The 26,018-nt window shown below is 68.5% G+C and carries 32 protein-coding genes; 10 read left to right on the top strand and 22 right to left on the bottom strand.

Annotation, left to right across the window (positions count from 1 at the left end; all coding sequences use genetic code 11):
- Positions 1-316: 316 nt before the first annotated feature.
- Together AC3WPZ_RS20830 and AC3WPZ_RS20825 are read right to left on the bottom strand one after the other, a co-directional pair.
- Entirely contained in the window at positions 317-997 is a 681-nt protein-coding gene (locus AC3WPZ_RS20830; RefSeq protein WP_492441332.1) for a hypothetical protein, read from the bottom strand.
- An 88-nt stretch (positions 998-1,085) separates the two neighbouring features.
- The gene (locus AC3WPZ_RS20825; protein WP_492441330.1) at positions 1,086-1,433 is read right to left on the bottom strand and encodes a hypothetical protein; all 348 of its coding nucleotides are present in this window, start codon (positions 1,431-1,433) and stop codon (positions 1,086-1,088) included.
- A 40-nt stretch (positions 1,434-1,473) separates the two neighbouring features.
- Between AC3WPZ_RS20825 and AC3WPZ_RS20820 the strand changes: the two genes are divergently transcribed.
- Positions 1,474-1,746 (top strand): 2Fe-2S iron-sulfur cluster-binding protein, encoded by a 273-nt coding sequence (locus AC3WPZ_RS20820; protein ID WP_492441328.1) that lies wholly within the window; start codon positions 1,474-1,476, stop codon positions 1,744-1,746.
- A gap of 44 nt (positions 1,747-1,790) precedes the next feature.
- Here AC3WPZ_RS20820 and AC3WPZ_RS20815 read toward each other — a convergent pair whose 3' ends face one another.
- From AC3WPZ_RS20815 to AC3WPZ_RS20800, 4 genes are all read right to left on the bottom strand, one after another.
- Positions 1,791-2,042: a hypothetical protein gene (locus AC3WPZ_RS20815; RefSeq protein ID WP_492441326.1), complete on the bottom strand. Its 252-nt coding sequence runs from the start codon at positions 2,040-2,042 to the stop codon at positions 1,791-1,793.
- A 562-nt stretch (positions 2,043-2,604) separates the two neighbouring features.
- Complete coding sequence (locus AC3WPZ_RS20810) at positions 2,605-2,856, bottom strand: hypothetical protein (protein WP_492441324.1); 252 nt, start codon at positions 2,854-2,856, stop codon at positions 2,605-2,607.
- A 199-nt stretch (positions 2,857-3,055) separates the two neighbouring features.
- A complete protein-coding gene (locus tag AC3WPZ_RS20805) occupies positions 3,056-3,355 on the bottom strand; it encodes a hypothetical protein (protein ID WP_492441322.1) in 300 nt (99 codons plus the stop codon).
- Complete coding sequence (locus AC3WPZ_RS20800; protein ID WP_382322513.1) at positions 3,352-3,555, bottom strand: hypothetical protein; 204 nt, start codon at positions 3,553-3,555, stop codon at positions 3,352-3,354. The genes AC3WPZ_RS20805 and AC3WPZ_RS20800 overlap by 4 nt, the downstream gene beginning before the upstream one ends.
- A gap of 115 nt (positions 3,556-3,670) precedes the next feature.
- Between AC3WPZ_RS20800 and AC3WPZ_RS20795 the strand changes: the two genes are divergently transcribed.
- Positions 3,671-4,066, top strand: a complete 396-nt coding sequence (locus tag AC3WPZ_RS20795) for a hypothetical protein (protein WP_382152502.1) — start codon at positions 3,671-3,673, stop codon at positions 4,064-4,066.
- Between the two features lie 46 nt (positions 4,067-4,112).
- On the opposite strand, the gene AC3WPZ_RS20790 is transcribed toward AC3WPZ_RS20795, so the two are convergent.
- From AC3WPZ_RS20790 to AC3WPZ_RS20770, 5 genes are all read right to left on the bottom strand, one after another.
- Entirely contained in the window at positions 4,113-4,583 is a 471-nt protein-coding gene (locus tag AC3WPZ_RS20790) for a hypothetical protein (protein ID WP_492441320.1), read from the bottom strand.
- Between the two features lie 130 nt (positions 4,584-4,713).
- Positions 4,714-5,019 (bottom strand): hypothetical protein, encoded by a 306-nt coding sequence (locus tag AC3WPZ_RS20785; protein ID WP_492441318.1) that lies wholly within the window; start codon positions 5,017-5,019, stop codon positions 4,714-4,716.
- A complete protein-coding gene (locus AC3WPZ_RS20780; protein WP_492441316.1) occupies positions 5,016-7,622 on the bottom strand; it encodes a cbb3-type cytochrome c oxidase subunit I in 2,607 nt (868 codons plus the stop codon). Before AC3WPZ_RS20780 ends, AC3WPZ_RS20785 begins: the two co-directional genes overlap by 4 nt.
- Positions 7,619-8,617 carry a cytochrome c oxidase subunit II gene (gene coxB / locus AC3WPZ_RS20775; protein WP_492436274.1) on the bottom strand — a complete coding sequence of 333 codons (999 nt, stop codon included), beginning with the start codon at positions 8,615-8,617 and terminating at the stop codon, positions 7,619-7,621. The genes AC3WPZ_RS20780 and coxB overlap by 4 nt, the downstream gene beginning before the upstream one ends.
- Positions 8,580-8,999, bottom strand: coding sequence for a c-type cytochrome (locus AC3WPZ_RS20770; RefSeq protein ID WP_382325802.1), 420 nt, complete (start codon positions 8,997-8,999; stop codon positions 8,580-8,582). The genes coxB and AC3WPZ_RS20770 overlap by 38 nt, the downstream gene beginning before the upstream one ends.
- Between AC3WPZ_RS20770 and AC3WPZ_RS20765 the strand changes: the two genes are divergently transcribed.
- Complete coding sequence (locus tag AC3WPZ_RS20765; protein WP_492441314.1) at positions 8,998-9,684, top strand: c-type cytochrome; 687 nt, start codon at positions 8,998-9,000, stop codon at positions 9,682-9,684. The two genes, AC3WPZ_RS20770 and AC3WPZ_RS20765, sit on opposite strands and share 2 nt — an antisense overlap.
- Here the strand turns inward: AC3WPZ_RS20765 and AC3WPZ_RS20760 are convergent.
- The gene (locus AC3WPZ_RS20760; protein WP_492441312.1) at positions 9,623-10,270 is read right to left on the bottom strand and encodes a cytochrome b; all 648 of its coding nucleotides are present in this window, start codon (positions 10,268-10,270) and stop codon (positions 9,623-9,625) included. The genes AC3WPZ_RS20765 and AC3WPZ_RS20760 overlap by 62 nt on opposite strands.
- Positions 10,267-11,031, bottom strand: coding sequence for a cytochrome c oxidase assembly protein (locus AC3WPZ_RS20755; protein ID WP_492441310.1), 765 nt, complete (start codon positions 11,029-11,031; stop codon positions 10,267-10,269). Before AC3WPZ_RS20755 ends, AC3WPZ_RS20760 begins: the two co-directional genes overlap by 4 nt.
- Before the next feature lie 128 nt (positions 11,032-11,159).
- On the opposite strand from AC3WPZ_RS20755, the gene AC3WPZ_RS20750 reads away from it, so the two are divergent.
- Positions 11,160-11,543, top strand: a complete 384-nt coding sequence (locus AC3WPZ_RS20750; protein ID WP_492441308.1) for a hypothetical protein — start codon at positions 11,160-11,162, stop codon at positions 11,541-11,543.
- Entirely contained in the window at positions 11,540-12,811 is a 1,272-nt protein-coding gene (locus tag AC3WPZ_RS20745; RefSeq protein ID WP_444688815.1) for a PQQ-dependent sugar dehydrogenase, read from the top strand. The genes AC3WPZ_RS20750 and AC3WPZ_RS20745 overlap by 4 nt, the downstream gene beginning before the upstream one ends.
- 10 nt (positions 12,812-12,821) lie before the next feature.
- Here AC3WPZ_RS20745 and AC3WPZ_RS20740 read toward each other — a convergent pair whose 3' ends face one another.
- From AC3WPZ_RS20740 to AC3WPZ_RS20730, 3 genes are read right to left on the bottom strand one after another with little or no spacing between them, the layout of a single operon-like run.
- Positions 12,822-13,532: a nitroreductase gene (locus tag AC3WPZ_RS20740; protein WP_492441305.1), complete on the bottom strand. Its 711-nt coding sequence runs from the start codon at positions 13,530-13,532 to the stop codon at positions 12,822-12,824.
- Positions 13,529-14,101, bottom strand: a complete 573-nt coding sequence (locus tag AC3WPZ_RS20735; protein WP_492441303.1) for a 4-hydroxylaminobenzoate lyase — start codon at positions 14,099-14,101, stop codon at positions 13,529-13,531. Before AC3WPZ_RS20735 ends, AC3WPZ_RS20740 begins: the two co-directional genes overlap by 4 nt.
- Entirely contained in the window at positions 14,098-15,081 is a 984-nt protein-coding gene (locus AC3WPZ_RS20730; RefSeq protein WP_492441300.1) for a tripartite tricarboxylate transporter substrate-binding protein, read from the bottom strand. Before AC3WPZ_RS20730 ends, AC3WPZ_RS20735 begins: the two co-directional genes overlap by 4 nt.
- A gap of 118 nt (positions 15,082-15,199) precedes the next feature.
- On the opposite strand from AC3WPZ_RS20730, the gene AC3WPZ_RS20725 reads away from it, so the two are divergent.
- On the top strand, positions 15,200-16,168 hold the full coding sequence (locus AC3WPZ_RS20725) for a LysR family transcriptional regulator (protein ID WP_492441298.1): 969 nt from the start codon (positions 15,200-15,202) through the stop codon (positions 16,166-16,168).
- Between the two features lie 8 nt (positions 16,169-16,176).
- On the opposite strand, the gene AC3WPZ_RS20720 is transcribed toward AC3WPZ_RS20725, so the two are convergent.
- Positions 16,177-16,794, bottom strand: a complete 618-nt coding sequence (locus AC3WPZ_RS20720; protein ID WP_492441296.1) for an FMN-dependent NADH-azoreductase — start codon at positions 16,792-16,794, stop codon at positions 16,177-16,179.
- 65 nt (positions 16,795-16,859) lie between these two features.
- Here AC3WPZ_RS20720 and pdxR point away from each other — a divergent pair, with 65 nt between their 5' ends.
- The 3 genes from pdxR to AC3WPZ_RS20705 all read left to right on the top strand — a co-directional run bounded on the left by pdxR (position 16,860) and on the right by AC3WPZ_RS20705 (position 19,170).
- Positions 16,860-18,281: a MocR-like pyridoxine biosynthesis transcription factor PdxR gene (pdxR, locus tag AC3WPZ_RS20715; protein ID WP_492441294.1), complete on the top strand. Its 1,422-nt coding sequence runs from the start codon at positions 16,860-16,862 to the stop codon at positions 18,279-18,281.
- 110 nt (positions 18,282-18,391) lie between these two features.
- Positions 18,392-18,853: a carboxymuconolactone decarboxylase family protein gene (locus AC3WPZ_RS20710; RefSeq protein WP_444688820.1), complete on the top strand. Its 462-nt coding sequence runs from the start codon at positions 18,392-18,394 to the stop codon at positions 18,851-18,853.
- A 5-nt stretch (positions 18,854-18,858) separates the two neighbouring features.
- A complete protein-coding gene (locus AC3WPZ_RS20705; protein ID WP_492441292.1) occupies positions 18,859-19,170 on the top strand; it encodes a DMT family transporter in 312 nt (103 codons plus the stop codon).
- A gap of 14 nt (positions 19,171-19,184) precedes the next feature.
- Here AC3WPZ_RS20705 and AC3WPZ_RS20700 read toward each other — a convergent pair whose 3' ends face one another.
- From AC3WPZ_RS20700 to AC3WPZ_RS20680, 5 genes are all read right to left on the bottom strand, one after another.
- The gene (locus AC3WPZ_RS20700; protein WP_492441290.1) at positions 19,185-20,333 is read right to left on the bottom strand and encodes a TIGR03364 family FAD-dependent oxidoreductase; all 1,149 of its coding nucleotides are present in this window, start codon (positions 20,331-20,333) and stop codon (positions 19,185-19,187) included.
- 37 nt (positions 20,334-20,370) lie between these two features.
- Positions 20,371-21,156, bottom strand: coding sequence for a phosphonate ABC transporter, permease protein PhnE (phnE, locus tag AC3WPZ_RS20695; protein ID WP_382163808.1), 786 nt, complete (start codon positions 21,154-21,156; stop codon positions 20,371-20,373).
- A 41-nt stretch (positions 21,157-21,197) separates the two neighbouring features.
- Positions 21,198-22,148 carry a phosphonate ABC transporter substrate-binding protein gene (phnD, locus tag AC3WPZ_RS20690; protein ID WP_492441288.1) on the bottom strand — a complete coding sequence of 317 codons (951 nt, stop codon included), beginning with the start codon at positions 22,146-22,148 and terminating at the stop codon, positions 21,198-21,200.
- A 47-nt stretch (positions 22,149-22,195) separates the two neighbouring features.
- A complete protein-coding gene (gene phnC / locus AC3WPZ_RS20685) occupies positions 22,196-23,026 on the bottom strand; it encodes a phosphonate ABC transporter ATP-binding protein (protein WP_444688823.1) in 831 nt (276 codons plus the stop codon).
- Positions 23,027-23,342: 316 nt separating this feature from the next.
- Complete coding sequence (locus AC3WPZ_RS20680) at positions 23,343-24,452, bottom strand: porin (protein ID WP_382152545.1); 1,110 nt, start codon at positions 24,450-24,452, stop codon at positions 23,343-23,345.
- Positions 24,453-24,780: 328 nt separating this feature from the next.
- Between AC3WPZ_RS20680 and AC3WPZ_RS20675 the strand changes: the two genes are divergently transcribed.
- The coding region (locus AC3WPZ_RS20675; protein ID WP_492441285.1) for a cation:proton antiporter at positions 24,781-26,018 on the top strand (1,238 nt) is incomplete at its 3' end.

Below are 26,018 nucleotides of genomic sequence, written 5' to 3'. Positions count from 1 at the left end.
CTATGGGTCAGACCGATGCGCGGGTCGACACTGTGTCAACGGACTCATTTCGTCCTGGAACACTTTGGAGCCACGCATGTCCATCACACCCAACCCACCGGGCCAGACCCCGGGCAAGCCTCTTGAGCAACAACCCCCTGGCGACAACCGCGCCCCGGGTGCCAACCCTACCCACCCTGACCGCGCGCCTCAGACCCGCCCCGCTGGTGGCAAGCCGGGCGAAGCAGCGACTGAACGGCCCATTGCCGACGTGGATCGCAAGGTTCGCGGCGGTGACGCGTAAAGCCGCGACTGGCTGGGCACGCATTCATCCCAGTCAGTTCGTCGCGAAGCAGTACATGAGCCCCGCGCTGCCGCTCATCTTGAGCTGATCGACGCTGCAGCCGCGCGTGCCGTGCGACGAGTTCCACGAGGCGTTGGCCACCGGGTCGGGGTTGGTGCCCTTGCGGTCGTGGTGGCCCACCATGGCGGAGCCACCCTCGCTCTTGGTCCAGTTGCCGCAGGTGGTGTCCTTGCCGGGCTCGGGCACGGCCAGCGTGCCGTCGGGGCGCGAGCCGGTGAGGATGTCGTGGCGGTTGACCGCATCACCGAAGCCGGAGACCACTTCGCCCTTCTCGGTCAGCGAGGTGTCCTTGCCGAGCTTGGCGTTGGCGCTGTGCAGGTCGGCCACGCTGGTGGCGACGACGACGCCCTTCGCATTGGTCCATGGGCCTGAGCCGATGCGGTCGCGCGCATTGACCACCGCTTGCCCATCCATGGCCGCGGTGCTCAGGTAGGCGCGCCAGGTCTTGCCACCCGCGCCGGCGGCGGTGGCCAGCGACTGGCAGAAGCGGTCCGCGCCGGCCAGGCCGCCGAGGTCGCCGCCCTTGCCGGGGTTGGCGCTGGTGATGAAGAAACCCATGGGGGAGCCGCCCGATGGCTTCATGGCGCCGCAACCCGCAATCAGGGCGACAGTGGCAACGGCGGCGCTGGCGAGAAGAAGGGAACGGCTGGGCATGGGAGGCTCCTGGGCACGGTGGAAGGAAGCCGCAGGCTAGCGCAGCGCCGTGTCAGCGGCAACCGAAGCCACCATCCATGGAGGGGTCTCAGTAAGCCGTCTCGCGGGCTTCCAGCACCAGCGACAGCACCCGCGAGCCCTTGCAGCTCGCCTTGGCGCGCACGCGGCATTCGGCATCGGCCTCGACCGTCAGGCGGCAGTGGTAGTCCAGGCCGTCGGTCTCGCCGGGGCTATGGCCCGGGACATGGCGAGCCCACAAACGCCGACCGTCCACCTCCACGACCAGTTCGTGCGAGGGCTCGGCGGCGTCCGCCAGCACCGACACCAGCAGGGTGGCATCGAGGTCGAAAGTGCGTGCGCGGCCCAGTGCCGCGGGAATCACCAGGGAGGCGACGGATTCGGTGCCCGCGTCATACTTCCAATATTCCAAGGTCATGGGGAAAGTCTAAGCCCACGCCATTCCCCTTTCGACGCGCATGAAAACCTTCCGCATCCAGATTGACGGCCAGGCCGTGGCCGCCGAGGCCGACAGCGAGACCAGCCTGTTCGCGGCGATGGCGCGCGCGGGAATCGAGTGGCCGGTGTCCTGCCGCAACGGCACCTGCCGCACCTGCATCGCCCGCCTGCTGCAAGGGCAAGTGCGCTACGACATTCCCTGGCCCGGCCTGAGCGCCGACGAAAAGGAAGAGGGCTATTGCCTGCCCTGCGTGGCCCGGCCCATGGCCGACCTGGTCATTGCCCGGGCTTGAACACCGAGTTACGCAAGGCCTCGCCCGGCTCCTGAGCGTTCTCTCTAGCGGGCAGAAGGCTCATCTGCCGTGTAGCGTCTTTCTATCCAGTGTGAGCCGTGGCCGAACTTCTCATTGCCCGCTTCGACCACGGTCCTGAGCGTCTGAAGAACAGCGGGATCCGCTGTCTGCCAATGGGTGGAAGTGGAGGCTTCGCGCTTGAGCTTGCTTGCAGCGGGCGTGCAGCAAATTCGCGCGAGATGGTGCACGCTTTGAACGGTGTGCCCTTTGCCCACGGGTGCCTGCAGGATGCTCATCGCCTTCTCCTGGGGGGGGTGGGGTCCAAGCGCTCCACCAACAAACAGCTTGCCTTCGAGCTGGGCTCGCGTCTATCGATCCGGCAGGTTTTGAGTAAACGGATGTTTCTGGCGTGGGCCGAAAAGCCTTCGCGGGGCGGGGGTGGCCAAGGTGCGATCTGCAACACATTGCAGTCATTCAGCCATTGGCGGTGAAGGTCTAGGACTTGCAGGAAGCAGTGTCACCGCTAGACTGCCGCAATCGGCCAGAGGCGGACATTGCTCAAAACAGCATCTATGTCCAAGCACTTCTTAGGGACGCCATCTAGATGACTCCAAGCAAGAGAGCCCTCCAAAGATTGCTCTATCCGCGTGAGGAAGCCGGGATGAAGGTTGCGCTCATAGGGTTTTTTATTGCGATGGTTGGAGCGTTCATTGGCTTCCTTCTCCACATCTCAATCGGGGCTCTAGTGGCGGCATGCGGAATACTCCTAGGCATCGCGGGCGTTGTCTGGCACTGGAAGGTCAACCTTTGGGAATAGTCCAGCTTCCGCTTTGGGCCCGAAACAGTCCTTGGAATCTGCTACGTCAATTCAACAATTTGGCTTTTCTGGAGTCGCGACAAGTCGTTGGCGGAAGCAAGGACAAACGCGAATTGCGTCAGGTCAGGCTCACCGTCAGGTCTGAGAGCACGTGGTTGGGATACCTGGCGCTTGATTGGCACACCGCCGAGCATGGGAGAGTCAGAGAGCGAAACGTCACCGGTCTCAAGCTGCTTGGCAAACACGGTCACGGGGCGCTTGTCGCCGAAGATGTACAGAATCTCAAACTTCATGGTGTCGTCTCTCATGGAGGAAGCCCGATGACCGCTTCTGGCCGATTGCGGAAGTCTAGCCGTGGCACCGCTGTGTGCAAGCCGTACACCTTCATAGTCACGACTGGATGACCGCAACGTGGCGCAGATCGCACGTTCGGTGCGCAAGCGCAGCCGTCAGCAATCGCTGCGATCGATTTACTGCGTTAGTGCGAGTCCTTCAACCGCACGGGGCAGTGCAAGCCAAGCTATCAAGCCTGTTGCAGTTCACCGCAGCGTCAATCAACCTGGCCGCAAGCGCCCGTGCCTGCGCGGGGCTGAGGCTCCATTCCAGGTCGAAGGGGGCTTCGCGTGCCTGCAGCAGCACCACCGCAGGCACATCCGGTTCCGCCGTGCGACTCGCGGCCACGCTCAGGCCTGCCATCGTGCGTTGCTGAATCGAGAGTGACATGCGCTGCGCGGGCACGGTGCAGCGCATGAGGTAGACCGGCTCGGGCAGTGGGATCTGGCGGAGTTTCATGGGGTGGTCCCCGTGTCGTTCATGCCCAGCTCACGCAGCACCGCGAGGCGGCACACGCTGGCCATGGAGCGGTGTTCGCGCTCGGCCCTTTCCTTCACACGTTCCAGCTCGGCCGGCGTGAGCCGCAGCGCGATGGGGCGCGAGCTGTTGACGCCGTTGGGCACGCGCTTGCGTGTCGAAGAGTCAGCTGATCGGGTCATGGCGAAGTAGCTCCTTCCCTGGGCTAGCATTGAGTAACGGAAAAATACACAAGCAAGTGAGAGGCTTGTCTTTTAAATAAGTACTTTGGATGTAGTTTTGAGGAAATATCAGATAATGTCAACCGTCGATGTGGAAGAATTAGTTACTCGTTTTCGTGCCGAGCTGGATCGGTTTGGCTCGATCGCCGAAGCCTCCCGGAAAATCGGCGAGCCGAATGGAGCCGGTCTTCGCGACGTGTGCAACGGCCGCAAGCGCCTTACGGCCGAGTTGCTGGCGCGGTTTGCTGCCGAGGGCGTGGACGCTCTCTACGTTCTGACGGGCGAGCGCCTTGTCAAGCGATCGGGCCTGAATCCGATGCTGCGCGCCGTGGTGGATGACCTCGAACGTTGCTCTCCGGAGAAGCAGGTCGAGGCGGTGAAGTACGTGGGCATGCTCGCCGCAGGCATGACGCCGCCACCATTGCCCACGGTGCCAATTGCTCCAGCGCGAAAGCCCCAGGCCAAGGGCTAAGCACCCTCCAAGCGAAAGAAGAGCGGTTAACCCCGATCGCTCCAGATCACGCTTTCGGAGACTTCGGTGAACTCGGCCTCGGTGGCGCCGTGCCGTCTTCCTCACTCTCGTCCAACCCCTCGTCGCTCAGCGGGTCGCCAGCTTCGGCGTCGTCGATGAAGGCGAGGTCGGGGTCTTCGTCGTCGGAGGCGGCGTCCGTGCCGCCGGGCGTGATCACGTGATCCACGCCGATGTCCCAGCCATCGCGCTTGCCGCCGTCGCCACCGGCGCTGCGGCTCTCGCCGGTGCCTGCGGCGTCGCTCGGCGAGGCCAGGGCGTCGGGCGAGAGCAAGGTGGGGCGCTGTTCGTCGCGGGTGTCGAAGTCGGCGGGCGCGTTGGGGTCGCCGCCGTCGCTGTCGGCAATGCCCATCATGTCGCTGCCGCTGTCGGAGGAGTCCCCGGGGCCGAGCGAGGCGGTGTCGCGGCCGGCGGGTTCGGGTGGTGCAGGGGTGGTGCCCTGGATGCTGCTGCGTGCCATGGTGTGGTTTCCTTTCGGGTCGATGGGCGTGGTGTGTGGCGCCCACAGGGTCTCCGGCAGTTGGCGTGCCCGCCCGTCTGCCCTGGGCGCGGTGCCCGGCCTGTTCCCCGAGGTCTGCAAGTTTTGCCGCTCAGGGCAGAAACACCACCGAAGGCAATGCGCTGAACACCACCGCCGCCGTGGCAATGGCGGTGGACCCTCGCGCGATGCGGTAGCTCCAGCCCGGCAGGCGGCCATCGGCGTGTCGGGCTTTCAGTCGGACGTCGTGCACGCCCACGGCCAGCAGCGCGATCGCCGTGGCGCCCCAGGCCACTGCGTTGGCCATCCACTGGTGCGGCCAGATCTCGCTCGCCGCCCAGATCACCATGAAGTGCGCGAACCAGATGGCCAGGGCCGTGACGATCGGCCGCCCGCTCGATGGCTGGAGCGCCTTCACAGGCCACCCCACGGCAGCACGCGCGGCAACAGCAGGCCGGCCGCGCCTTCGCACGCGGCAAACATGAACAGGATGCGCAGCGCCTCCAGGGTCTTGTTGGCCGGGCCCGGCGCCAGGCCACGCATCCAGCGCGCCAGGTAGTACACGGCCGACAGCGCGACCGCCAGCACGATGGAGCTGTGCCACGCCAACATGGCGTAGATGGCCGCGCCTTGCCCGCTGGCATCGCCGCGCAGCCCGGCGTTCCACCAGTCGAGGCTGTCCACCGCCAGTGCCGCGACGAGGCACACCATGCTCAGCGCCATGGTGGCGGCGCTGAGCCCGCTGCCGCGCTTGAACCTCGCCAGCAAGGGCCGGGCCGCGTAGGCCAGGCCCGCCGAGGCGCCGAGCAGCAGCAGGCCAGGCGCCAGCGCGCCGCGTGGCGCGGAGATGCGCCACCAGTCCGGGTGGGCGCCGAACAGGTAGAGGTAGGAAAACATCGCCATCAGAAAGATCATCCCGAGCACGATGACCAGCAGCACCGCGGCCCACCAGCCGTGCGATTGCGGGCCGGTCACGTAGGTGGGCAGCAGGATGCCCCCGCCCGCGTCCACCTGCTTCTGCGGGATGTGCCGGTCGTTGTGCCAGACCCAGCGCATCACGCAGACGATGGTGAGCACGCCGCAGATCGCGCTCAGCGTCAAGGCCTTCACCGTGAGCAGCAGGAAGAAGCCGGCGGTGAAGAGCGCCGCCAGCAGCGGCGACCAGGCGGGCCCGGGCATGATCTGCACGTACTGCGGCTCGGCGCGCGAGCTGCTGGTGATCAGCGTCTCGCGCGCGCCGGTGGTGGTGCCGGGCAGGAAGTAGCGCCCGGCCTCGACGTTCTCGCGCAGCCGGGCATCGGCCCACAAGGGTTCGAGGGAGCTGACGACGGGAATGGAGCGGATGCCGTAGTTGCCGGTGGACAGCCACTCCAGCGTGCCGCCGTGGTAGACGTTGCGGGCGTTCCCCCCGCCGCCGCCCATGCCCTGGCGGCTGTAGCAGCGGATGGCGTCGATCAGGAACAGCAGCACCCCGGCCGCCATGATGAAGGCGCCCACGGTCGAGATCAGGTTGGGCACCTCCATGGACCGGCCGGGCAGGTAGGTGTCGACGCGCCGGGGCATGCCCATCAGCCCGCTCAGGTGCATGGGCAGGAAGCAGACGTGCACGCCGACGAAGTTGAGCCAGAAGACCCAGCGCCCCACGCGCTCGGAGAGCTGCTGGCCGTTGATCATCGGCGTCCAGTAGTAGAACGCGGCGAACAGCGGGAACACCATGCTGCCGATCAGCACGTAGTGGAAGTGCGCGACGACGAAGTAGGTGTCGTGGACCTGGCCGTCGAAAGCGACCATGCCCACCATCACGCCGGTGAGGCCACCCATCACGAAGATGAGGATGCCGCCGACGAGAAAGAGCGAGGGCACGTTGCGCTGGATCCTGCCCGCCGCGAGCGTGGCGATCCACGCGAACACCTGGGCGCCCGCCGGGATGGCCACCGCCATCGACGCGGCGGAGAAGTAGCCGGCCGACAGGCCGGGCAGGCCCACCGTGAACATGTGGTGGGCCCAGACCCCGAAGCTGATGAAGCCGGTGGCGATCAGCGCCAGCACCACGATCTCGTGGCCGACCAGCGGCTTCTGCGCGACCGTGACGATCATGGTCGAGAGCATCGCCGAGGCCGGGATGAAGATGATGTAGACGTCGGGGTGGCCGAAGAACCAGAACAGGTGCTGGTACAGCAGCGGGTCGCCGCCGCGCGTGGCGTCGAACAGCGGCCAGTTGAAGGCGCGTTCGAGTTCCAGCAGGAAAGTCACCATGATCATCGCGGGGAAGGCCAGGATGATCATCACGCCGAAGATCAGCACCGCCCAGGCGTAGAGCGGCATCTTCGCCAGCGTCATGCCGGGGGCGCGCGTGCGCAGCACGCCCACGGTGAGTTCGATGGCGCCGGCGATCGCGCTGATCTCGATGAAGCCGATGCCCAGCAGCCAGAAGTCGGCGTTGATGCCCTGGGCGTAGACCGCCGAACTCAGCGGCGGGTACATGAACCAGCCGCCGGACGGCGCCAGGCTGAAGAAGATCGAGCAGAAGAAGACGACGCCGCCGATCAGGTAGGCCCAGTACGAATACGCCGACAGCCGCGGAAACGGCAGGTCGCGCGCGCCGATCATCTGCGGCAGCAGCAGCACGGCGATGGCCTCGACGGCGGGCACGGCGAACAGGAACATCATCACCGAGCCGTGCATGGTGAACAGCTGGTTGTAGGTCTCCTGCGGCACGATGCCGGCCAGCGGCGCGGACAGCTGCACGCGCATCACCAGCGAGAGCACACCGGCGGCGACGAAGAAGCCGAAGGCCGTGACGATGAACAGGAAGCCGATGAAGTTGTTGTTGACGGCGCTGAAGGCGCGCCAGCCCGTGGGCGTTTCCCAGACCTTCTTCAGTTCCTCGAGCTCACCTCGCGGCCTTCGGCCCTTGGTGGGAAAACGCTCGTAGAGCCGCGCGTCGAAACCGGTTTCCGACGGCGCGCTCGCCGCGTCGTCGAGCGCGCCCGCCACGCCGGAGGGAATCCGGCTCGTCACTTCAAGGACTCCATGTACGCGGCCAAGGCGTGCAGCTCGGCGGCCTGCAGCGAGCGGTAGGCGGGCATGCGGTTGTTGGGCTTGATCGACTGGCTGTCGCCGATCCAGCCGATCAGCGTGCCGCGGTTGTTGGGCAGGATGCCGGCGCCGAGCGACTGCCGCGAACCGATGTGCGTGAGGTCGGGGCCCGACAAGCCTTGCGCGGCCGTGCCGGCGATGCGGTGGCAGGCCGCGCAGCCCATGTCGCCGAAGAGCTGGCGGCCGCGCAGCACCTCGTCGTTCACGGGGGCTGCGGCCGGGGCCGGCGGTGGCTGCTGGCGCGCCAGGCGCGCCTCGCGCCAGCGCTGCCAGTCGGCCGGCTCGTGCGCCACCACCACGAAGCCCATCAGCGAGTGCGCCCCGCCGCAGAATTCGGCGCATTGCCCGCCGTAGACGCCCGCCTTGTCGGCCTGCAGCTTGAGCCGGTTGGTGCGGCCCGGGATCATGTCCATCTTGCCGCCGAGCTTGGGCACCCAGAAGCTGTGGATCACGTCCTCGGACACCATGTCCACCACCACCGGCTGGCCCACCGGGATGTGCAGTTCGTTGGCATCGGCGTGCGCCTCGTTGCCCGCCGCATCCAGGTAGGACACGCGCCACCAGTAGATGTTGCCCGAGACGCGCATGCGCAGCTCGTCGCCCTTGATGGTGCTCATGCCTGCGGCCAGCGTCAGGCCCCAGACCAGCAGCAGGAAGAGGATGCCGGTCGGGACGATGAGCCCGAACCATCTGACGACGCCTTCGCCACCGAGCCTGGCGCGCAATTCGTCGCTGCCGTACAGCGCCACCCAGAGGGCCGCGCAGACCAGCACGAAGATCAGCGTGACGAGCGCGATCAGCACCCAGGCGAGCGAGGTGACCGTGTTCGAGAACGGGCCGTGCGGATCGAGCACGGGCGGGGGCCAGCCGCTCAGGGCCTCAGCGAGACTGGAGCGTGAGGAGGTAGGCTGTGACATCGCGGGCTTCCTGGTCTGACATCGTGATGGCCGGCATGGCCGTCCCGGGCACCAGCCCGGGCGCGTTTCTGACGAACTGCATCAGCACGCCGGGCTGGTTCGGCAGCTGCCCGGCGATGAGGCCCTGCCGGGCGAAGCCGTGCAATGAGGGCCCGAGCCCGCCGCGCGGCCACTTCACGTCGGGGAAGGTGTGGCAGGCCACGCAGCCTTTGTCGGCGACGAGGCGTCGGCCGGTGGCGGCGTCGGCGTCGCCCAGCGTCGGCGTGCGGTCGGGCGGGCCGTCGCAGGCCACCAGGCTGAAGCAGGCCAGCACCAGCCAGCGGCCGCAATAGCCCCTCAATGTGCCGCCGGGGCCCGGCATGAACGATGATCTAGATTCCATGCGCACCCACCCGCTGCTGCACACACACCGGCCCGCGAACCCCGGCCGGCTGTGGCTGGCCCTGTGCGCCCTGCTCCTGACGACGGCCTGCACCGACCGCAAGACCCCCAGCGACGACCGCTGGAGCCGCAGCGGCGAACTCATCGCGATGAGCGGCGGCGAAGCCGGCGCGCGCTACGCCTGCGCGACCTGCCACGGTGTGCGCGGCGAGGGCAATGGTTTCGACGCGCCGCGGCTCGCCGGCCTGCCGGCGGGCTACCTGCAGAAGCAGATGGAAGACTACGCCGCCGGCCTGCGGCCGCACGAGGTGATGCGCGACGTGGCGCGTTTTCTCGACAGCCACGAACGCGTGCGGGTGGCCAACCACTACGCCGCCCTGCCGCCGCAGGCGGTGGCACCCGCCACGCAGGAAACCATCGATGCCGCGACGCCGGCGCTGTATGCGCGCGCGTGCCAGCAGTGCCACGGCGCCGAAGGCGTGGGCAGCGAGAACGGGCCGCCGCTGAACGCCCAGCCGGCCTTCTACCTGAGCCAGCAATTGCAGGACTGGCAGCGGTCGAAACGGCGCAATGACGGCAAGCATGGGATGTTGGAGGTGGCGCAGCAGCTCGATGCCGGGCAGGTCAGGCAACTGGGCCTTTATCTGGCGCGGATCCCACCACGCCCGGCGAGTCCGGGCCGTTGAGGTCGAACATCGAAGGCAGGACGCGGTCGCGCTTGATCACGTAGTGCAGCACGGCCGCCCCGGCATGGCCGGGAATGAGGAGCGCCGTGATCCACACGATCCAGAAGTGGGCGGTCGCGGCCCACTGCATCAGGCGGTGCTGCAGGCCCTCGGACAACTGATCGAAGGGCAGGTTGGGAAACGGGATCAGGCCCGCGATCGACAGCTGCAGGTCGCTGGGCAAGGTGGACCACATCACCCAGCCGCTGATCGGCAAAGCGAAAAAGCTGACGTAGAACCAGGTCTGCAGCAGGCGGCTGGCCTTGCCCGCCAACGAGGTCTCGTCCACGGTGTCGGGGCCGCTGAGCTGGCTGTGCCAGAACAGGCGCAGCGTGCCCAGCAGCATGATCGTCAGGCCGATCTGCGTGTGGGTCTGGTAACCGACGTACTTGTCGCCCCCCACCGGCTGCCAGCCCAGGTACCAGCCATGGGCCAGCTGGAAGATCATCAGCGCCGCCATCACCCAGTGGAAGGTGACGCCGATCGGCGAGTACAGGCCGCGCCGGTTGTAGCCCTCGGCCCATTCGATGGCGGCAATGAGGTTCATGCGAGGTCGGCGCGCACGCCGCGCGCGCGTTCGGCGCCCATCCAGCGCCAGCCGATCCACATCGCCGCGGCCAGGTAGGCGATGCTGCCCGGCGCCCACATCGTGATGCCGGCGAGTTGCTGGTCTTCCAGCGGCGCCACGCCCCAGCTCAGGGCGGACGCGAAGTGCGGGGGATACAGCGGCCGCCCGGCGAAGGTGATCAAGGCACCCAGCAGCCCCATCCACACCGTCGTGACCAGCACGGCGCCCATCGCCACGGCCGGCGCGGCCCGACGCACCGCGAGCCAGAACGCCATGGCGCTGGCCAGCAGCGTGCCTTGCATCAGCGCGTAGATCCCGTCCGACGACAGGGCCGCCGCGTACGGCGCCGGCGCATGCCAGATCCAGAACACCACGGTGGCGATGGCCGTGGCGCTCCAGAGCGACACCGGCAAGCGCCGCAGCCAGGGCTCCAGGCCGAACACCAGCAAGGGCGCCATCACCAGCACGAGCGCGAGGTGGTGGATCACCCGCACGGTGAAGAAGGTCGAGCTCAGCGCGCACAGCGGCGACACGTAGAGCACCACCGCGAGGGCCCACGCGCCCCGTAGGCTCAGGCGCCGGCGGGGCGTGGCATCGCTGCCCACCGGCATGCGCCAGAGGGCCAGCGCCGCCAGCAACAGAACGGCCCCGAGCACGGGGTCGAGGTTCCATCGGCTCAGCCAGACCTCCGGGCCGGGTGCCTCGCCGCAGTAGGGAACCCACCTCCTCAGTTCGTCCAAGGCATGTACCTCCACGTGCATGACACCACGGAGCGACATCGTGCACTGTTCGGTGGCGAACAGACACCTGCCCCAGCCCCTGGCGATCATGGCCTCAGCAACACCGCTGTTGGACCGTGAATACCCGAATGCATGCCATCTTCGCCCTCTCCTCCGTGCCGCTCTTCCTGGGCGCGCTGCTCAGCGACTGGGCCTACGCCGGCAGCCAGGAAATCCAGTGGCTCAACTTCGCCGCGTGGCTGAACGCGGGCGGTTTGCTGATCGCCGGCCCGGTGCTGTTGTGGGCCGCCGTGGACGCGCTGCGTGCGTCGGCCCAACGTCCACGTGGGGGCCTGCTCTATCTGGCCTTGCTGCTGATCACCTTCGTCGTCGGCTTCGTCAACGCCTTGATCCACGGCAAGGATGGCTGGGCCACGATGCCGGCCGGCCTGATCCTGTCGGCCGTGGTGGTGGTGCTCGCCGTGGCGGCCAGCGCGAGCGGGCTGGCCGGTTTTCTGCGGAGGACGGCATGACGGCCCGGGCCCTGTGGATGGGCACCACCCTGGCCTTGGCGGCCGCGGCGAGCGGCGCACAGCAACCCGCCAACCCCGAGCTGCCGCCCCCGCAGCGGGGCTTGCTGCCGAGCATGCGCATCGCGGAACCCGCCGGCTGGGGCGAGCGCCGGCCCACCGTGCCGCCAGGCTGGACGATCAAGTCCATCGCCACCGACATGAAAGTCCCGCGCCAGTCGCTGGTGCTGCCCAATGGCGACATCCTCGTGGCCGAAGGCAAGGGCGGCGGTGCGCCGACCCTGCGGCCCAAGGACTACATCGCCGGCATCATCAAGGCCAAGGGCAACACCGCCGTCAAGGGCGGCGACCAGCTGACCTTGTTGCGCGATGCCGATGGCGATGGCACCTACGAAGGCCGATGGGTCTACGCGAAGGACCTCAATGCGCCCTACGGCCTGGCGCTGGTGGGCAACAAGCTGTACGTCGCCAACCAGGACGAACTGGTGCGCTTCGACTACGTGGCCGGGCAGACCCAGGCCACGGCGGCGCCCGTGAGCGTCACCAAGCTGCCTTCGGCGGTCAACCACCACTGGACGAAGTCGCTCGCGGCCGATGCCGAGGGCCGTTACCTCTACGTGGGCATCGGCTCCAACAGCAACATCGGCGAGCGCGGCATGGCGGTGGAAGAGAACCGCGCCGTGGTCTGGCAGATCGATGCCAGCCATGGCGCCACGCGCACCTTCGCCACCGGCCTGCGCAACCCCACGGCGCTGGCGTTCGAGCCCACCAGCCGGCAGCTCTGGGCGGTGGTGAACGAGCGCGACGAGCTCGGCCCCGACCTCGTGCCGGACTACCTCACGTCGGTGCGGGAAGGGCTGTTCTATGGCTGGCCCTATGCGTACTGGGGCCCGAACGTCGACCGCCGCGTGCAGCCCCAGGACGACAAAAAGGTCCAGGCCTCGGTGCGCCCGGACTTCGCCCTGCCGTCGCACTCGGCGCCTCTGGGGCTGTCCTTCGTGCAGCCTGGGTCCGCGGCGCCGTTCGCCGAGGGGGCGTTCATCGGCCTGCACGGCAGCTGGAACCGGGACGAGCCTGTGGGCTACAAGGTGGTCTTCGTGCCCTTCGCCAACGGCCGCCCCAGCGGCCCGGCGGTCGACTTCGTCACCGGCTTCCAGAGCGACGGCAAGACCATGGGCCGACCGGTCGGCGTGACCGTGGACCCCAAGGGCGCCTTGATCGTGGCGGACGACCTGTCCAACACCGTCTGGCGCGTGACGCCGGCGCGCTGAGCACGCCCATTCACGCGCGCGGTGGCGCGTCGAAACATTCGAAGCTGACGAACTCGCTCACCTCGCGGCGCGGCATGGCCATGCGGTTGACGGGCGCGTCTGGCTCGGGGTAACCGAGCGACATGCCGCACACCGTGAGTTCGTTCTCCCGCAGGCCGAGGTGCTGCGCGACCACCGGGTGGAAACGCGCGAACGACACCTGCGGGCAACTGCCCAGGCCGCGCGCGCTGGCCGCGATCATCACGTTCTGCACCAGCAGGCCCAGGTCCAGCCAGCTGTGCGGCGCCAGGCGGGCGTCGATGGTGAAGATCAGGCCGACCGGCGCGCCGAAGAAATGGAAGTTCTTCTCGGTCTGGCGCATGCGGGCCGGCATGTCGGTGACGGCGATGCCCAGGGTGCGGTAGTAGATCGCGCCGAAATCGCGCTGCCGCTGCGCGTGTTCCTCGGGCAGGGGCTCGGGGAAATGCGGCGAGGGTGGCAGGCGGTTCTCGCGGAAGGCGGCCACCAGCGCGTCGCCCATCGCCTGCAGGGGCGCGCCGGCGAGGGCGTGCACGCGCCAGGGCTGGGTGTTGGAGTTGCTCGGCGCGGTGGCGGCCACGGCCAGCAGCTCTTCGAGCAGCGCGCGCGGCACCGGCTCGGGCCGGAAGGCGCGCAGGGTCCGGCGCGAGCGCATCACGCCATCGACCACGCGGGTGGTGTCTTGGAGGGAAGGCCCGTTCACGTTGCGTTCTCCGTGGCCGCTTCCACCGGCGGCGGGTGGTAGGCGATGCGCCCGGCGGGCAGGTAGAACAGCGCGATGACCGCGCCGCCGCGCGCCTCGGGGTAGTGGTGGCTGCCCGGGCCGGGCGCGGTCCAGCCGCCTTCGCACCAGCCATTGGGGCCGGCCAGCGCGGCGCCGGGGTTGAGCGGGATCACCATGTTCAGCTCGCCGTAGGGGTGGGCGTGGTACTGGCCGCGAAAGGTGTGGCCCGGGTTGCCCTGCGTGTTGCCGGTGCTGTCCATGACCACCGCCGTGATGCTGAACCAGTGCGTGCGTTCCGAAGGCTCGGCGATGCGGCTGCGGCGGTAGTGTGGGCCGGTGATCTCGACGTTGGCGGCCCAGCCGTCGCGCACGCCGGCTTTCACGAGGCGGGCGAGGTCTTCGTACAGCGCGCTGCCCGGGCCGTGCGTGCTGTTCAGCCAGCGCTCCAGGGGCGTGCCGGCGGTCATGTCCTTGACCTCGTCCAGAAAGGCGATGCTGCGCTGGATGAGGGCTTCGCGGTCGTCGGTGGTTTGGGGTGTCATCTTCATTCCTCGGATTTGAAGCCGGACGCGCGCACCACGGGCCCCCACTTGTCGCGCTCGGTCTGGATGTAGCGCTCGTAGGCCTTGGGGCTGAGGCTGAACAGCTCCAGGCCCACCTCTTCGAAGCCGGCCACCAGGGCCTCGTCGCGGCTGGCGGCGGTCACCGCCTCGTGCAGCGTCTTCACCGTGGCCTCCGGCGTGCCGGGCGGCGCGAAGAGGCCGTACGACTCCACGCCGGTGAGCGCGGCGTAGCCCTGCTCCGGAAAGCTCGGCACCGCCGGCAGGAAACGCGAGCGCTTCTCGCCGCTCACGGCCAGAATGCGCAGCTTGCCGCTCTGCAGGTAGGGCAGGAAGTCGGCCACGAAGCCGAGGTAGGCGGGGATCTGGCCGCCGAGCAGGTCGTTCATGGCCGGGGCCGAGCCGCGGTAGCCCACGTGCTGCAGCTGCAGGCCGGCCGCCTCGGAGAACTGGAAGCCCAGGAAGTGCGCCATCGAGCCGGCGGCGGGCGAGGCGTACATGGCGTGGGCGGGCGACTGCCGCACCCACTTCACGTAGTCGGCCAGTGTCTTCACCGAGGCGGGCACCGCATGGCCCACCGCCAGCGCGCAGGTGGCCGAGACCACGGGCGAGATGGGCACGAAGTCGGCCACCGCGTCGTACATGAGCTTGGTGTAGACGTGCGGGTAGATGCTGAGCGCCGAGGTGTGGGTGCACAGCAGGGTGTTGCCGTCGGCGCGCTCGCGCTTGAGCTGCGCGCTGGCCACGCGACCGGCGGCGCCCGCGCGGTTGTCCACGATGAAGCTCGCGCCCTGCTTGCGCCAGGCCTCGGCCACGCGGCGCGCGGTCTGGTCCAGCGTGCCACCCGGGGGGTAGCCGACGAGCAGCCGGCGCACGGTGGTCTGCGCCCAGCTGGCGGGGTGCCAGGCGGTGGCGGCCAGGGCGGCCAGGCTGGTGGCGCCGAAGCGCCGGCGCGAGAGGGTGTTCATGGTGGGCTCCGTGGGTTTCAGGGGGGAATGTGCGGATGATCGCCATCGATCGACTTGAATGGAATCGCTGTTTTTGCAAGAGCAAAATGCACGCCATGCAATTCGCCAAGGACACGCCATGAGCATCGGACGCATCGACCTGAACCTCATCAAGGTGTTCGACGCGGTGCACGAAGACCGCAACCTGCTGCGCGCGGGCAAACGCCTGAACCTGAGCCAGTCGGCGGTGAGCCACGCGCTCACGCGCCTGCGCGAGGTGGTGGGCGACGAACTGTTCGTGCGCACGGCCAAGGGCATGGTGCCCACGGCGCGCGCCATGGCCATGGCCGACGAGCTGCGCGATGCGCTGCGCCGCATCGAGGCCACGCTGGGCGTGGAGCCGTTCGACCCGGCGCGCTCCACCCGGCGCTTCGTGCTCGCCGCCAACGACCACCTCACGGCGGTGATGGTGGCCGAGCTGAGCCGGCTGATGGCGCTGGAGGCGCCGGGCATCGACCTGGTGGTGCGCCCCTCCACGCGGCTGGACCTCGCGGAGCAGATCGACGTGGGCCGCATCGACCTCGCGGTGGGCATCTTCGCGCAGGTGCCTTCGCGCCTGAGCTCGCGCACGCTCATGACGCAGGGCGAGCGGATCGTGATGCGCAAGGACCACCCGGCCTCGCGCCGAAAGCTCGCGCTGGCGGACCTCGCGCGCTACCCGCTGGTGACGGTGTCGGTGGGTGGGCAGGAAGAAGGCGCGGTGGGCGGCTTCATCCTGGAGCGGGGGCTGGCGCGGCAGGCCGAGATGTTCGACCGCCATGCGCTCGAAGAGGCCTTGTCCGCCGTGGGCCTGGCGCCGCGCTACCGCGCCACCGTGCCGCACTCGCTGGCGATTCCCGCGCTGCTGCGCGGCTCGGACATGCTGTCCATCATGCCGTCGTCGCTCGCGCGCAACCTGGCCGAAGGCGGCGAACTGCGCATGCGCGAACCGCCCTACCCCAGCGCCCTGTCCACCTTCCGCGCGGTCTGGCACAGCCGCAACGACCACGACCCGGCGCACGTGTGGCTGCGCGACGGCGTGGCGCGCGCGGCGGCGCAGGTGGCCTGAGCGGGCGTTCAGATCGCGTCGAAGTGCGCCTGCAGCGCGCGCTCGGCCCGGGCGCGGGCCTGCGCCACGGCCTCCGCGCCGCCGCCGGTGCCCTCGACCGTGAAGAAGGTGACATCGCGCAGGCCGATCACGGCCAGCACGGCGCGCAGGTAGGGCGTGAGGAAGTCGGGCTGGCGCGCGCGCTCGCCCGAGAACGCACCACCCGAGGACACGGCCACCAGCACCGGGCGGTCGCGCAGCCGGCCGAGCTTGCCCTGAGGCCCCACGTCGAAGCTGCGGCGCACGCGCACGATGTGGTCGATCCAGGCCTTGAGCGCGGCGGGCACGCTGAAGTTGTGCATGGGCGTGGCGATCACCACCACGTCGGCCCGCTCGAGTTCGCTGATGAGGGTTTCGGAGAGGGACAGCGTGCCCGCGTTCGATGCCTCGGCCGGCGAGGCCTGCGCGGCACCCAGCGCGGTGGCGTGCGCGCCATCGATGGGCGGCGGCGCGTCGGTGCCCAGCGCCCGCTCGACCCGCGCCGCCGTGGGGTGGGCGCGTTGCAGGTGCTCGATGATGCGCAGGGCGAGCCGGTGGCTCTCGGAGTCGGGGCCACGGGGGCTGAAGCTGAGGTGAAGGATGTTCATGGGCGGCATTCTTGGGCCGGCATGGCCCATCGAAAAGAGCCATGAATCGATAAGATGGCTGGGCCATGCCGAACCGACCGTCACCCGCCCTCTCGCCGCTGGACCCGTCGTCCACCGAGCCCTTCTACCGCCAGATCCACGAGCGCTTTCGCAGCGCCATCGCCAGCGGCGTGCTCAAGCCCGGCGACCGCATCCCGTCCGCGCGGGCGCTGATGACCGAGCTGGGCCTGGCCCGGGGCACGGTGGAGGCGGCGTATGCGCTGCTCAGCGCCGAGGGCTACATCCAGGCGCGGGGCCAGGCCGGCACCATCGTGACGCCGGGCCTCAAGCCGCGCATGCCCGTGGCCCTGCCCGAGCGGCCGCCGCGCAGCGGCAGCGCGGCGGCGGGTTTCCGGCCTGACTCCATCCTGCCGTTCCAGTTGGGCCTGCCCGCGCTGGACGCCTTCCCGCGCAAGATCTGGGCGCGCCTGGGCGCGCGCTGCGTGCGCGCCATGCAGCCGGCCGACATGGCGCACCCGCCGGTGCAAGGCCTGCCCGCGCTGCGCGCCGAGATCGCCGCCTACCTCCAGGTCTCGCGCGGCATCGCCTGCTCGGCCTCGCAGGTGTTCGTGACCTCGGGCTACCGCCAGACCATGGAGCTGATCGCGCACGCCCTGCTGAAAGAGGGCGACCGCGTGTGGCTGGAAGACCCCGGCTACCCGCCCACGCGCGAGTTGCTCGGCCAGCGGGGCATCACCCCCGTGCCGGTGCCGGTGGATGGCGAGGGTCTGCAGGTGGCCCAGGGCCTGAAGCTCGCGCCCCGCGCGCGCGCGGCGGTGGTGACGCCCGCGCACCAGAGCCCGCTGTGCGTGTCGCTCTCGCTGCCGCGCCGCCAGGCCCTGCTGGACTGGGCCGCGCGCGCCAAGGCCTGGATCGTGGAGGACGACTACGACGGCGAATACCGCTACGTCAGCCGCCCGCTGCCCGCGCTCAAGAGCCTGGACCGCGAAGGCCGCGTGCTGTACGCGGGCACCTTCAGCAAGGTGCTGTTTCCCGGCATCCGCCTGGCCTACCTGGTGGTGCCGCCCTCGCAGGTGGCGCGCTTCGAGCAGGTCAGCGAGGTCTTTGCCGGCGGCAGTCCCGCGCTCACGCAGGCCATCGTCACAGGCTTCATCACCGAAGGCCATTTCGCGCGCCACATCCAGCGCATGCGCAAGCTGTACGCGCAGCGCCGCGAGGCCGCGACGGCGGGCCTCGACCGCGTGCTCGGCGCCCACTTCAGCATCGACGCCCCGCCCGGCGGCATGCACCTGGTGCTGCGGCTCAAGGCCCGCCGCTCCGACCGCCGGCTCGCCGCGCGCCTGCGCGAAGAAGGCCTGTCCGCCGAGGCGCTGTCGGACTGGGCGATGGACGCGCCCGTGGCGCCGGCCCTGCTGCTCGGCTTCACGAACATCGAGACCGAGGCCGTGGCCGAGAAGCTCGGCGCGCGCATCCTGCGGCTGCTGTAGCGGAAGGGGCCAGATCATGACCCAGAGAGAAACGCGCATCTTGGCTCTTTCTGGATGGGCCATGAATGCGCACCATGGCGACCTTCGAAACTTTCTTTCAAGGAACCGCCATGAACCCGAATCGCATCGAATACGCCCAGGTCTCGCCCGAGAGTTACAAGGCCTTTGGCGGCGTGTACGCCAGCGTCCAGAAAAGCGGCCTGCCCAAGGGCCTGGTCGACCTCGTGTACCTGCGCGTCTCGCAGATCAACGGCTGCGCCTTCTGCATCGACATGCACACCCGCGACCTGCTCAAGGGCGGCCTCGCGGTGGACAAGCTCGCCCTGGTGCCCGTGTGGCACGACGCGCGTGGCCTGTTCACCCCCCGCGAGCGCGCCGCGCTGGCCTGGGCCGAGAGCGTCACGCGCGTGGCCGACACCGGCGTGCCCGATGCCGACTACGCGGCCGCGGCCGCCGAGTTCAGCGACAAGGAATTGGCCGACCTCACCTACGCCATCGGCCTCATGAACGCCTTCAACCGCTTCGGTGTCGCCTTCCGCGCCACACCTGCCGCCGCCGCCGCCAAGGCCTGAACGCCATGGCGTGGACGCTGCTCGGCATCGCCGGCCTGCTGGAAATCGCCTTCGCCCTGGCGATGAAGTCCTCGCTGGGCTTCACGCGCCTGTGGCCTTCGCTGCTCACGGTCGCCACCGGCGTGTTCAGCGTGGTGCTGCTCTCGCTCTCGCTGCGCACGCTGCCCGTGGGCACGGGCTACGCCGTGTGGACCGGCATCGGCGCGGCGGGCGCTGCGCTGCTCGGCATGGCGCTCCTGGGCGACCCGGTCGCGCCGCTGCGCCTGCTGTGCATCGCGCTCATCCTCGCTGGCGTGATCGGGCTCAAGCTGGCCTGAGGGCCGAACGGGGGCTACCAGGCCGCGAACACGTCTTCGGCGATGCCGAAGGCGGTGCTCGCGCCGGTGCCGCTGGTCACGAGCACGAGGCGCGTGGCATCGTCGGGGGCGTCGATGAAGCAGTCGCGGGTGGCGGACGAAGGGTACGTGCCGACCCACCGGGCGCTGACGGTCGCCTGCTGGAGCTGGAGCGTCTCGCGAAGGTGGCGCAGGATCAATGCGTCCACGTGCTCTTGCGCGAACGGCTCGGGTGCCGCGCCGTAGTGATGCGAGTCACCCACCACCAGCGAACCGTCGGCGCTTTGCACCACGATGAGGTGGATGCCGTGGGCCAGCGATTCGCTCTCTTCGTGCCGCAGCTGGGCGAGCAAGGGCGCGGCTTCGGGCAATTGGCTGTAGCCGTGATAGCGAACCAGGCTCAGATCGCCCATCACCGAGCCCGGCAGCCGGAACCCGGCCTCTGGCGTGACCCGCAACATCTGCAGTTGGCACAGGCGCAAGTCTTGAGCGGCCAGCCGCTCGGAGAACAGGCCGTGCAGTTCGGCGTTGGTGCACACGGCCACGCGATCGGCGTGCAGCACGGCGCGCGAGGTTCGAACGCGCGGCGTGGCGACCTCCAGCACGGCTTCGCCAAAGCGGAAGACCACGCCGTGCCGCTCGGCCAGCCAGCGGGCCAGCAAGCCGATGGCGGTGCGGGACTCCACCCGCATGTCGTGCGGGCTGTACAGGACGGCCTGCGCTTCATCCAGCCGCAGCACCGGTGCACGGCGCCGGGCCTCGGCCGGCGTGAGCAGCTCGCAGCCTTCACCCATCTCTGTGCGCATGAAGGCTTCCACCACGGTGCGTGCCAGCGGTCGCCGCGCGCAGAGGTACAGGCCGCGGTGCAGGACGTCGATGCCGGCTTGTGGGGCCACCGTGTCCCACACCTCGCGCGAGCGGCGCGCCCGGCGCCAGGTGCTGCCCGCGCCTTGGCCCGTGACCGTGACGAAGCCGAAGTTGCGGATCGACGCGCCGATGCAGGCGGCGTCGCGCTCGACCACGCAGACCTTCAGGCCTCGGCTGGCAGCCGTGTACGCATGGGCCAGACCCACGATGCCGGCGCCCACGACGATCAGGTCGAAGTGGGACGGCGCGGTGCTGGGCGTGTGAAGGATGTCCGTCATTTTTTTGAAGTTCGATGAGAAACGGGCAAGGCGTTTTTCAGATGAATCGTTTTCGCACCTTGGCCGACACCAGGTCGATCAGAGAGACCGTCACCACCAGGATCAACAGCACCGCGGCGGTCTGCCCGTACTGGAAGCTGCGGATCACCTCGTACAGCACCACCCCGATGCCGCCGGCGCCCACCATGCCCACCACCGAGGCGGAGCGCACGTTCGACTCGAAACGGTACAAGGTGAAGCTGAGCCACAGCGGCAGCACCTGCGGAATGACACCGTGGATCACCTCCACCAGACGGTGGCCCCCGGTGGCGCGGATGCCTTCGACCGGGCGCGGGTCGATGGCTTCCACCGACTCGGAGAAGAGCTTGGCGAGCGTGCCGGTGGTGTGGATGGCCAGCGCCAGCACACCTGCGAACGGACCCAGGCCGACCGCCACGATGAACAGCATCGCGAACACCATTTCATTGATGGCTCGGCAGGCGTCCATGAGGCGGCGCATGGGCTGGTACACCCAGGGCGGTGCCACGTTCGAGGCGCACAGCAACCCGGCCGGGACCGCCGCCACGAGCGCCAACACCGTGCCCCAGATGGCGATGTGCACGGTGACCAGCATCTCGTTGGCGTAGATGCGCCAGTCGCGGAAGTCCGGCGGGAAGAAGTCGCTGGCGTAGGTGCCGATGTTGCCGGCGTCGCGGATCAGATCGAGCGGCCGGATCTCCGCGCCGCGCCAGGCCCAGGCCAGCACGCCCAGCACCACGGCCCACGCCAGGTAGGTCAGCAGGCCCGGCCGCTCGCTTTCGGCGCGCGCCCTCAGTCGATCCAGCGCCGCCGCGCTGGGCGCGGCGCGGGGGAGGGTCGTGGCGCTCACAGCTTCAGGGCCGCCAGCCTGGCGTCGATGTCGGCGATCTGCCTGGCCCGCGTCGCGGCATCCAGCGCGGCGTCGTTCTCGATCTTGCTGCGGTCCTTGAACAGCTCGAGCTGGCGGATCGGCACCAGCTGTTCATTGCTCGACTCGCGGAAGCCCCCGTAGTTGTAGATGTTCTTGAGAATCGTCTTTTCCTGCTCGTCGGTCTTGGCGTAGTTCAGGATGAAGCCCTTGAGCTTGGCCTTGACGGCCGGGTCCAGGTCCTTGCGCCAGACGAAGGGGTCGCTGGGGATCAGGGGGCTTTCCCACAGCACGCGAATCTGGCTGGCCAGCTCGGGCTTGTTGGCCTTGAGCTTGTCCAGCTCTTCGGTGTTGTTGGTGGCCACATCGATCTGGCGGGCCAGCACGGACTGGATGTTGGCGCCGTGGCTGGCGTTGCGCGCGGTCTTGAAGGCCGTGCGGTAGTCGATCTTGTTCTGCGAGAACAGGTAGAAGGTGGGGACGAGGAAGCCGGACGTGGAGTTCGGGTCGCCGATGCCGAAGTTCAGCGACTTTCCGTTCTTCACCACGTCGTCCCACGACTTCAACGGGCTGTCCTGGCGGGTGATGAGCAGGCTTTTGTAGCCGAAGCTGCCGTCGGCGAACATGACCTGCGCGAAGACCTCGCCGTTGGCGCGATCGACCGCTTCCATGGCCGACTTGTTGCCGTACCAGGCCACCTGGATCTTGTTGAAGCGCATGGCCTCGATCACGCCCGCGTAGTCGGGTGCGTAGAAGGACTTGACGCTCAGGCCCGTCTTCTTCTCCATGTCGCGGAAGAAGGGCTCCCAGCGTTCGCGCTGGGTCGAGGCCGAATCGGTGGCGATGATGCCGAAGTTGATGTCCTGCGCATGGGCGACGGTGGCCGCGAGCGACAGCGCGGCGATGGCCAGGGTGTGAAGCTTGAACATGGAATTTCCTTTGGGAGGTTGGGGTGTGAGAGAAGCGGGCGCCGGCCTCAGGCCGCCAGCGCCAGTGGGAACATGTCGCGCGCAGGGGCCTCGGTGCCGGGCTCGTGCAGCAGTTCCGCCGCGGCGGTGCCGTAGAGGTGTTGGAGGAAACCCGGCGTCAGTGCATTGCTGGGGCCGTCGTAGACCAGGGCGCCATCGCGCAGCGCCACCACGCGATCGCAGTAGCGCTGCGCCAGCGCCACGTGGTGAAGGCTCACCACCAGCGTCATGCCCGACTCGCGGTTCAGGGCGGCCAGTTGCTCCATCACGCGGTGGGTGGACTGCGGATCCAGGGACGCGACCGGCTCGTCGGCCAGCACCAGTTCGGCGCCTTGCAATAGGACGCGCGCGATGGCCGCGCGTTGCTGCTGCCCACCCGACAACGTGGACGCCCGCTGGAAGGCCTGAGGCATCAGGCCGATGGCATCGAGCGCGTCCAAGGCCCGGGCCTGGTCGCTCATGTCGTACCGGCCGGCGAGTGCGCGCCACAGCGGCGCCTCCGCGGCCAGGCCCGTCATCACGTTTTGCATCACGCTCAGGCGGCCGACCAGGTTGAACTGCTGAAAGATCACGCCGATGCGCCGCCGCAGGGCGCGGATGTCCGGGCTGAGCCGGCCCCGGGCCTGCAGCAACTGGCCGAAGGCCTCGATGCGCCCGCCGTCCGGGTCGGTGGTTTCGAGCCCGCACAGGCACCGGATCAGCGTCGACTTGCCGGAGCCGGACGCCCCCAGCAGGGCCACGCGCTCACCGCGCCGGACCTCCAGAGACACATTGCGCAATGCCTGATGGCTGCCGTAGCTGCGGTGCACGGCGCTTGCGCTCAAGACGATGGGATTCATGGAATGGAGGCCTTGCGCGCCGGGGTGGCGATGGGCCTTGCAACTGGGATGAGGGCAGTATTTCGACGCCGTTTGACAGATCCGTGACAGCGCACGCCCCCTCAGCCATTTAATCCATTCAAAAATTTATCGTTAACTATTGATCCAATCTATGCATCTTTTCAGCGACCCCAGCGCTTCTTCTTCGCGCAAAAAAAAACAGCCCCCGAAGGGGCTGTGAAAAAGGTGGAGTCATCTGGGATGGACCACCCTTGGAGAGACGTTGCGGCGGCGCCGCCACCAGATGGGTGTATGAGCGGCGCCTTCCAGAAAAAGTTCAGAACGTGTGGCGGATGCCGACGGCGAACTCGGTGATGTCGTTGTCCGCCGCCGAGGTCAGGCCGGCCGGCAGGGCCGCGTTGAAACGGCCCAGGCCGCCGGCGCCGGCGTTGGCGTCGTTGCGGAAGCGGGTCAGGCTCGAATAGAGGGCCGTGCGCTTGGAGAGGTCGTACACCACGCCCACGCCAAAGGCCTTGCTGTCCGCGTTGCTCAGGTTCTTGGGCGAGTTGAGCACGTACTGCGCTTTCCAGGTGGTCTTGCCGGTCTGGTAGTCCACACCGATCCAGGCGCCTTCGCCATCGAGATCGGCCACGCGCTTGTCGTCGAAGTTGATGTAGCCGGCCACCACGCGGAACGGCGCGAAGTTGTAGGCGCCCGAGAGCGTGCCAATGCGCGCGTCCGTCGAATTCACGCCGATGCCGCCACGGGCCTCGTCGGTGAGGTAGGAGCCGATCACGTCGAAGCCATGGCCGGTGTAGCGCACCGAGGCTTCCATCACCTGGTTGTCGCCGCTGGCGCCAGCGACTTCACCCATGCCGTAGACCGCGCCCAGCTTGAAGCCGGCCAGGCTCGGGGATTCGTACTTGATCGAGTTGTTGATCCGCGCGGGACCACCGTTGCCCGTGGCGCCCGCTTGCGGAGGCGCACCGGTGGCCGACGCACCGCGCACCAGCTCGTAGCCGCCGCCGAAGCCGCCGATGAGTGCGGTGGACGGGCCGGCGGCCGCGCTGGTGAACAGGCTGTGGTCGTTCGTGGCGGCGTAGAGCGCGGTGTATTGGCGACCGAGCGAGACCGAACCGAAGGCGCCGGACAAGCCCACGTGCGCCTGGCGGCCGAACATCGCGCCGCCTTGGCCGCTGGTGCCATCGTCCACGTTCACGCCACCTTCCAGCGTGAAGTTTGCGCGCAGGCCACCGCCCAGGTCTTCCGTGCCACGCAGACCAAAACGGCTGCCGGCCAGGCCACCCGATTGCGCGCGGGACAGCGAGTTCGCGCCATCGGCGTACTGATAGAACATGTCCGCCACGCCATACAGCGTGACGCTCGACTGGGCGAAGGAGGGAACTGCAAGTGCTGCAAGAGCGGCTGCGGCGGCGATTTTTTTCATGGTGTCTTTTCTTGGGTAAAGAAAGTTGAGGGCGAACGAGGCCGTCCCTGGCGAAAACCGGGGTTGGCATTTCCATGGAAGGAACAGGAGGGCGGGGGCGGTCAGGAAGGCGGTGGTGCCGCGGCCTGGAAGACGGCGCGCAGCGCGCCTGCGCCGATGGCGCAATGAAGAAGACGAAGGTGGAAGCCCATGGAAAGAACTATAGGCACGACCTCGCTTCGGATAAAGACGATAACCAGGAGTAGTCTGTTTCTATTGCGTCAACAATGCGCCGGGCTTTTCCGCGCGCGCTTGTACCATCCGGGCTGCATCAACGAACGAGGCGTCCATGTCGGCAACGGTTCTGCTGCTCCAGCTCATCGTCATCCTGGTCACCGCGCGCGCCTGCGGCTGGCTGCTTCGTTACCTCGGCCAGCCCAGCGTGGTGGGCGAAATGGCCGCCGGCATGCTGCTCGGCCCGGTCGTCATGGGGGCGCTGTTCCCCTCGCTGCACGCGCAGATCTTCGACAAGGCCTCGCTCGCCGGTCTGTCCGCGCTGTCGACCGTGGGCCTGGTGATGTTCATGTTCATCGTGGGCCTCGAGCTGCGCGCTCACAAAGGCGTGCGCGAGCAGCTTCGATCCGCCGGCGCGGTGGGTGTCCTGAGCGTGATCGTGCCGATCGCGCTGGGCCTGGCCATCTCGCCCGCGCTGCACCCCACGCTGGCGCCCGCCGGTGTGGGCTTCTGGCCCTTCGCGCTGTTCATCGCCGCGGCGCTGTCGATCACCGCCTTCCCGGTGATGGCCCGCATCCTCAAAGACCAGGGCCTCACCCACACACGGTTCGGGCAACTCTCGCTGGCCTCCGCGGCCGTGGTCGACGTGTTCGCCTGGGTGCTCGTGGCCTTCGTCGTCGCCCTGGTGGGCGCGGGCGATGGCTACGCGGGGCTGGCCCGAATCGGCATCGGCGTCGTCGTGCTCGTGGGCACGCTCTTCTGGGTCGTGCGGCCCGCCTTCGCGTGGTGGCTGCGCAAGCACGCGCCCGACGGCGAGCCCGGCCTCTCGGTGCTCGCGGCCCTCATGATCGGTTTGCTGGCCACCGCGCTGGCCACCGAATGGCTGCACCTGCACGCGGTCTTCGGCGCCTTTCTTTTCGGGGCCGCGCTGCCGCGCGACGACCAGCTGCTCAACTCGCTCGCCCAGCGCATCGAACCGTTTTCCATCGTGCTGCTGATGCCGCTGTTCTTCGCCCTGGCGGGCCTGGGCACCACGGCGAACGCCTTCGTCGGCGGCGGGCTCGGCGCCATGCTGCTCGTGCTCGGCGTGGCCACAGTGGGCAAGATCGCCGGTGGGGCTGCGGGCGCGCGCATCGCTGGCTACTCGTGGCGCGACAGTCTGGCCACCGGCGCGCTGATGAACGCGCGGGGCCTGATGGAACTCATCGTGATGAAGATCGGCCTGGACGCCGGCCTGATCGGCCCGGAGCTCTTCACCATCCTTCTCGTCATGGCCCTGGCGACCACCGCCATGACCACACCGCTGATGACGCTGTTCTCGGGTGTGGGCCGCGAGCGTCCACACCCCAGCCC

The sequence above is a fragment of the Hydrogenophaga sp. FW305-3-2-15-A-LB1 genome, from assembly GCF_058787875.1.
The sequence above is the reverse complement of the archived record's forward strand: the minus strand, read 5'-3'. Positions and strand labels throughout refer to the sequence as shown.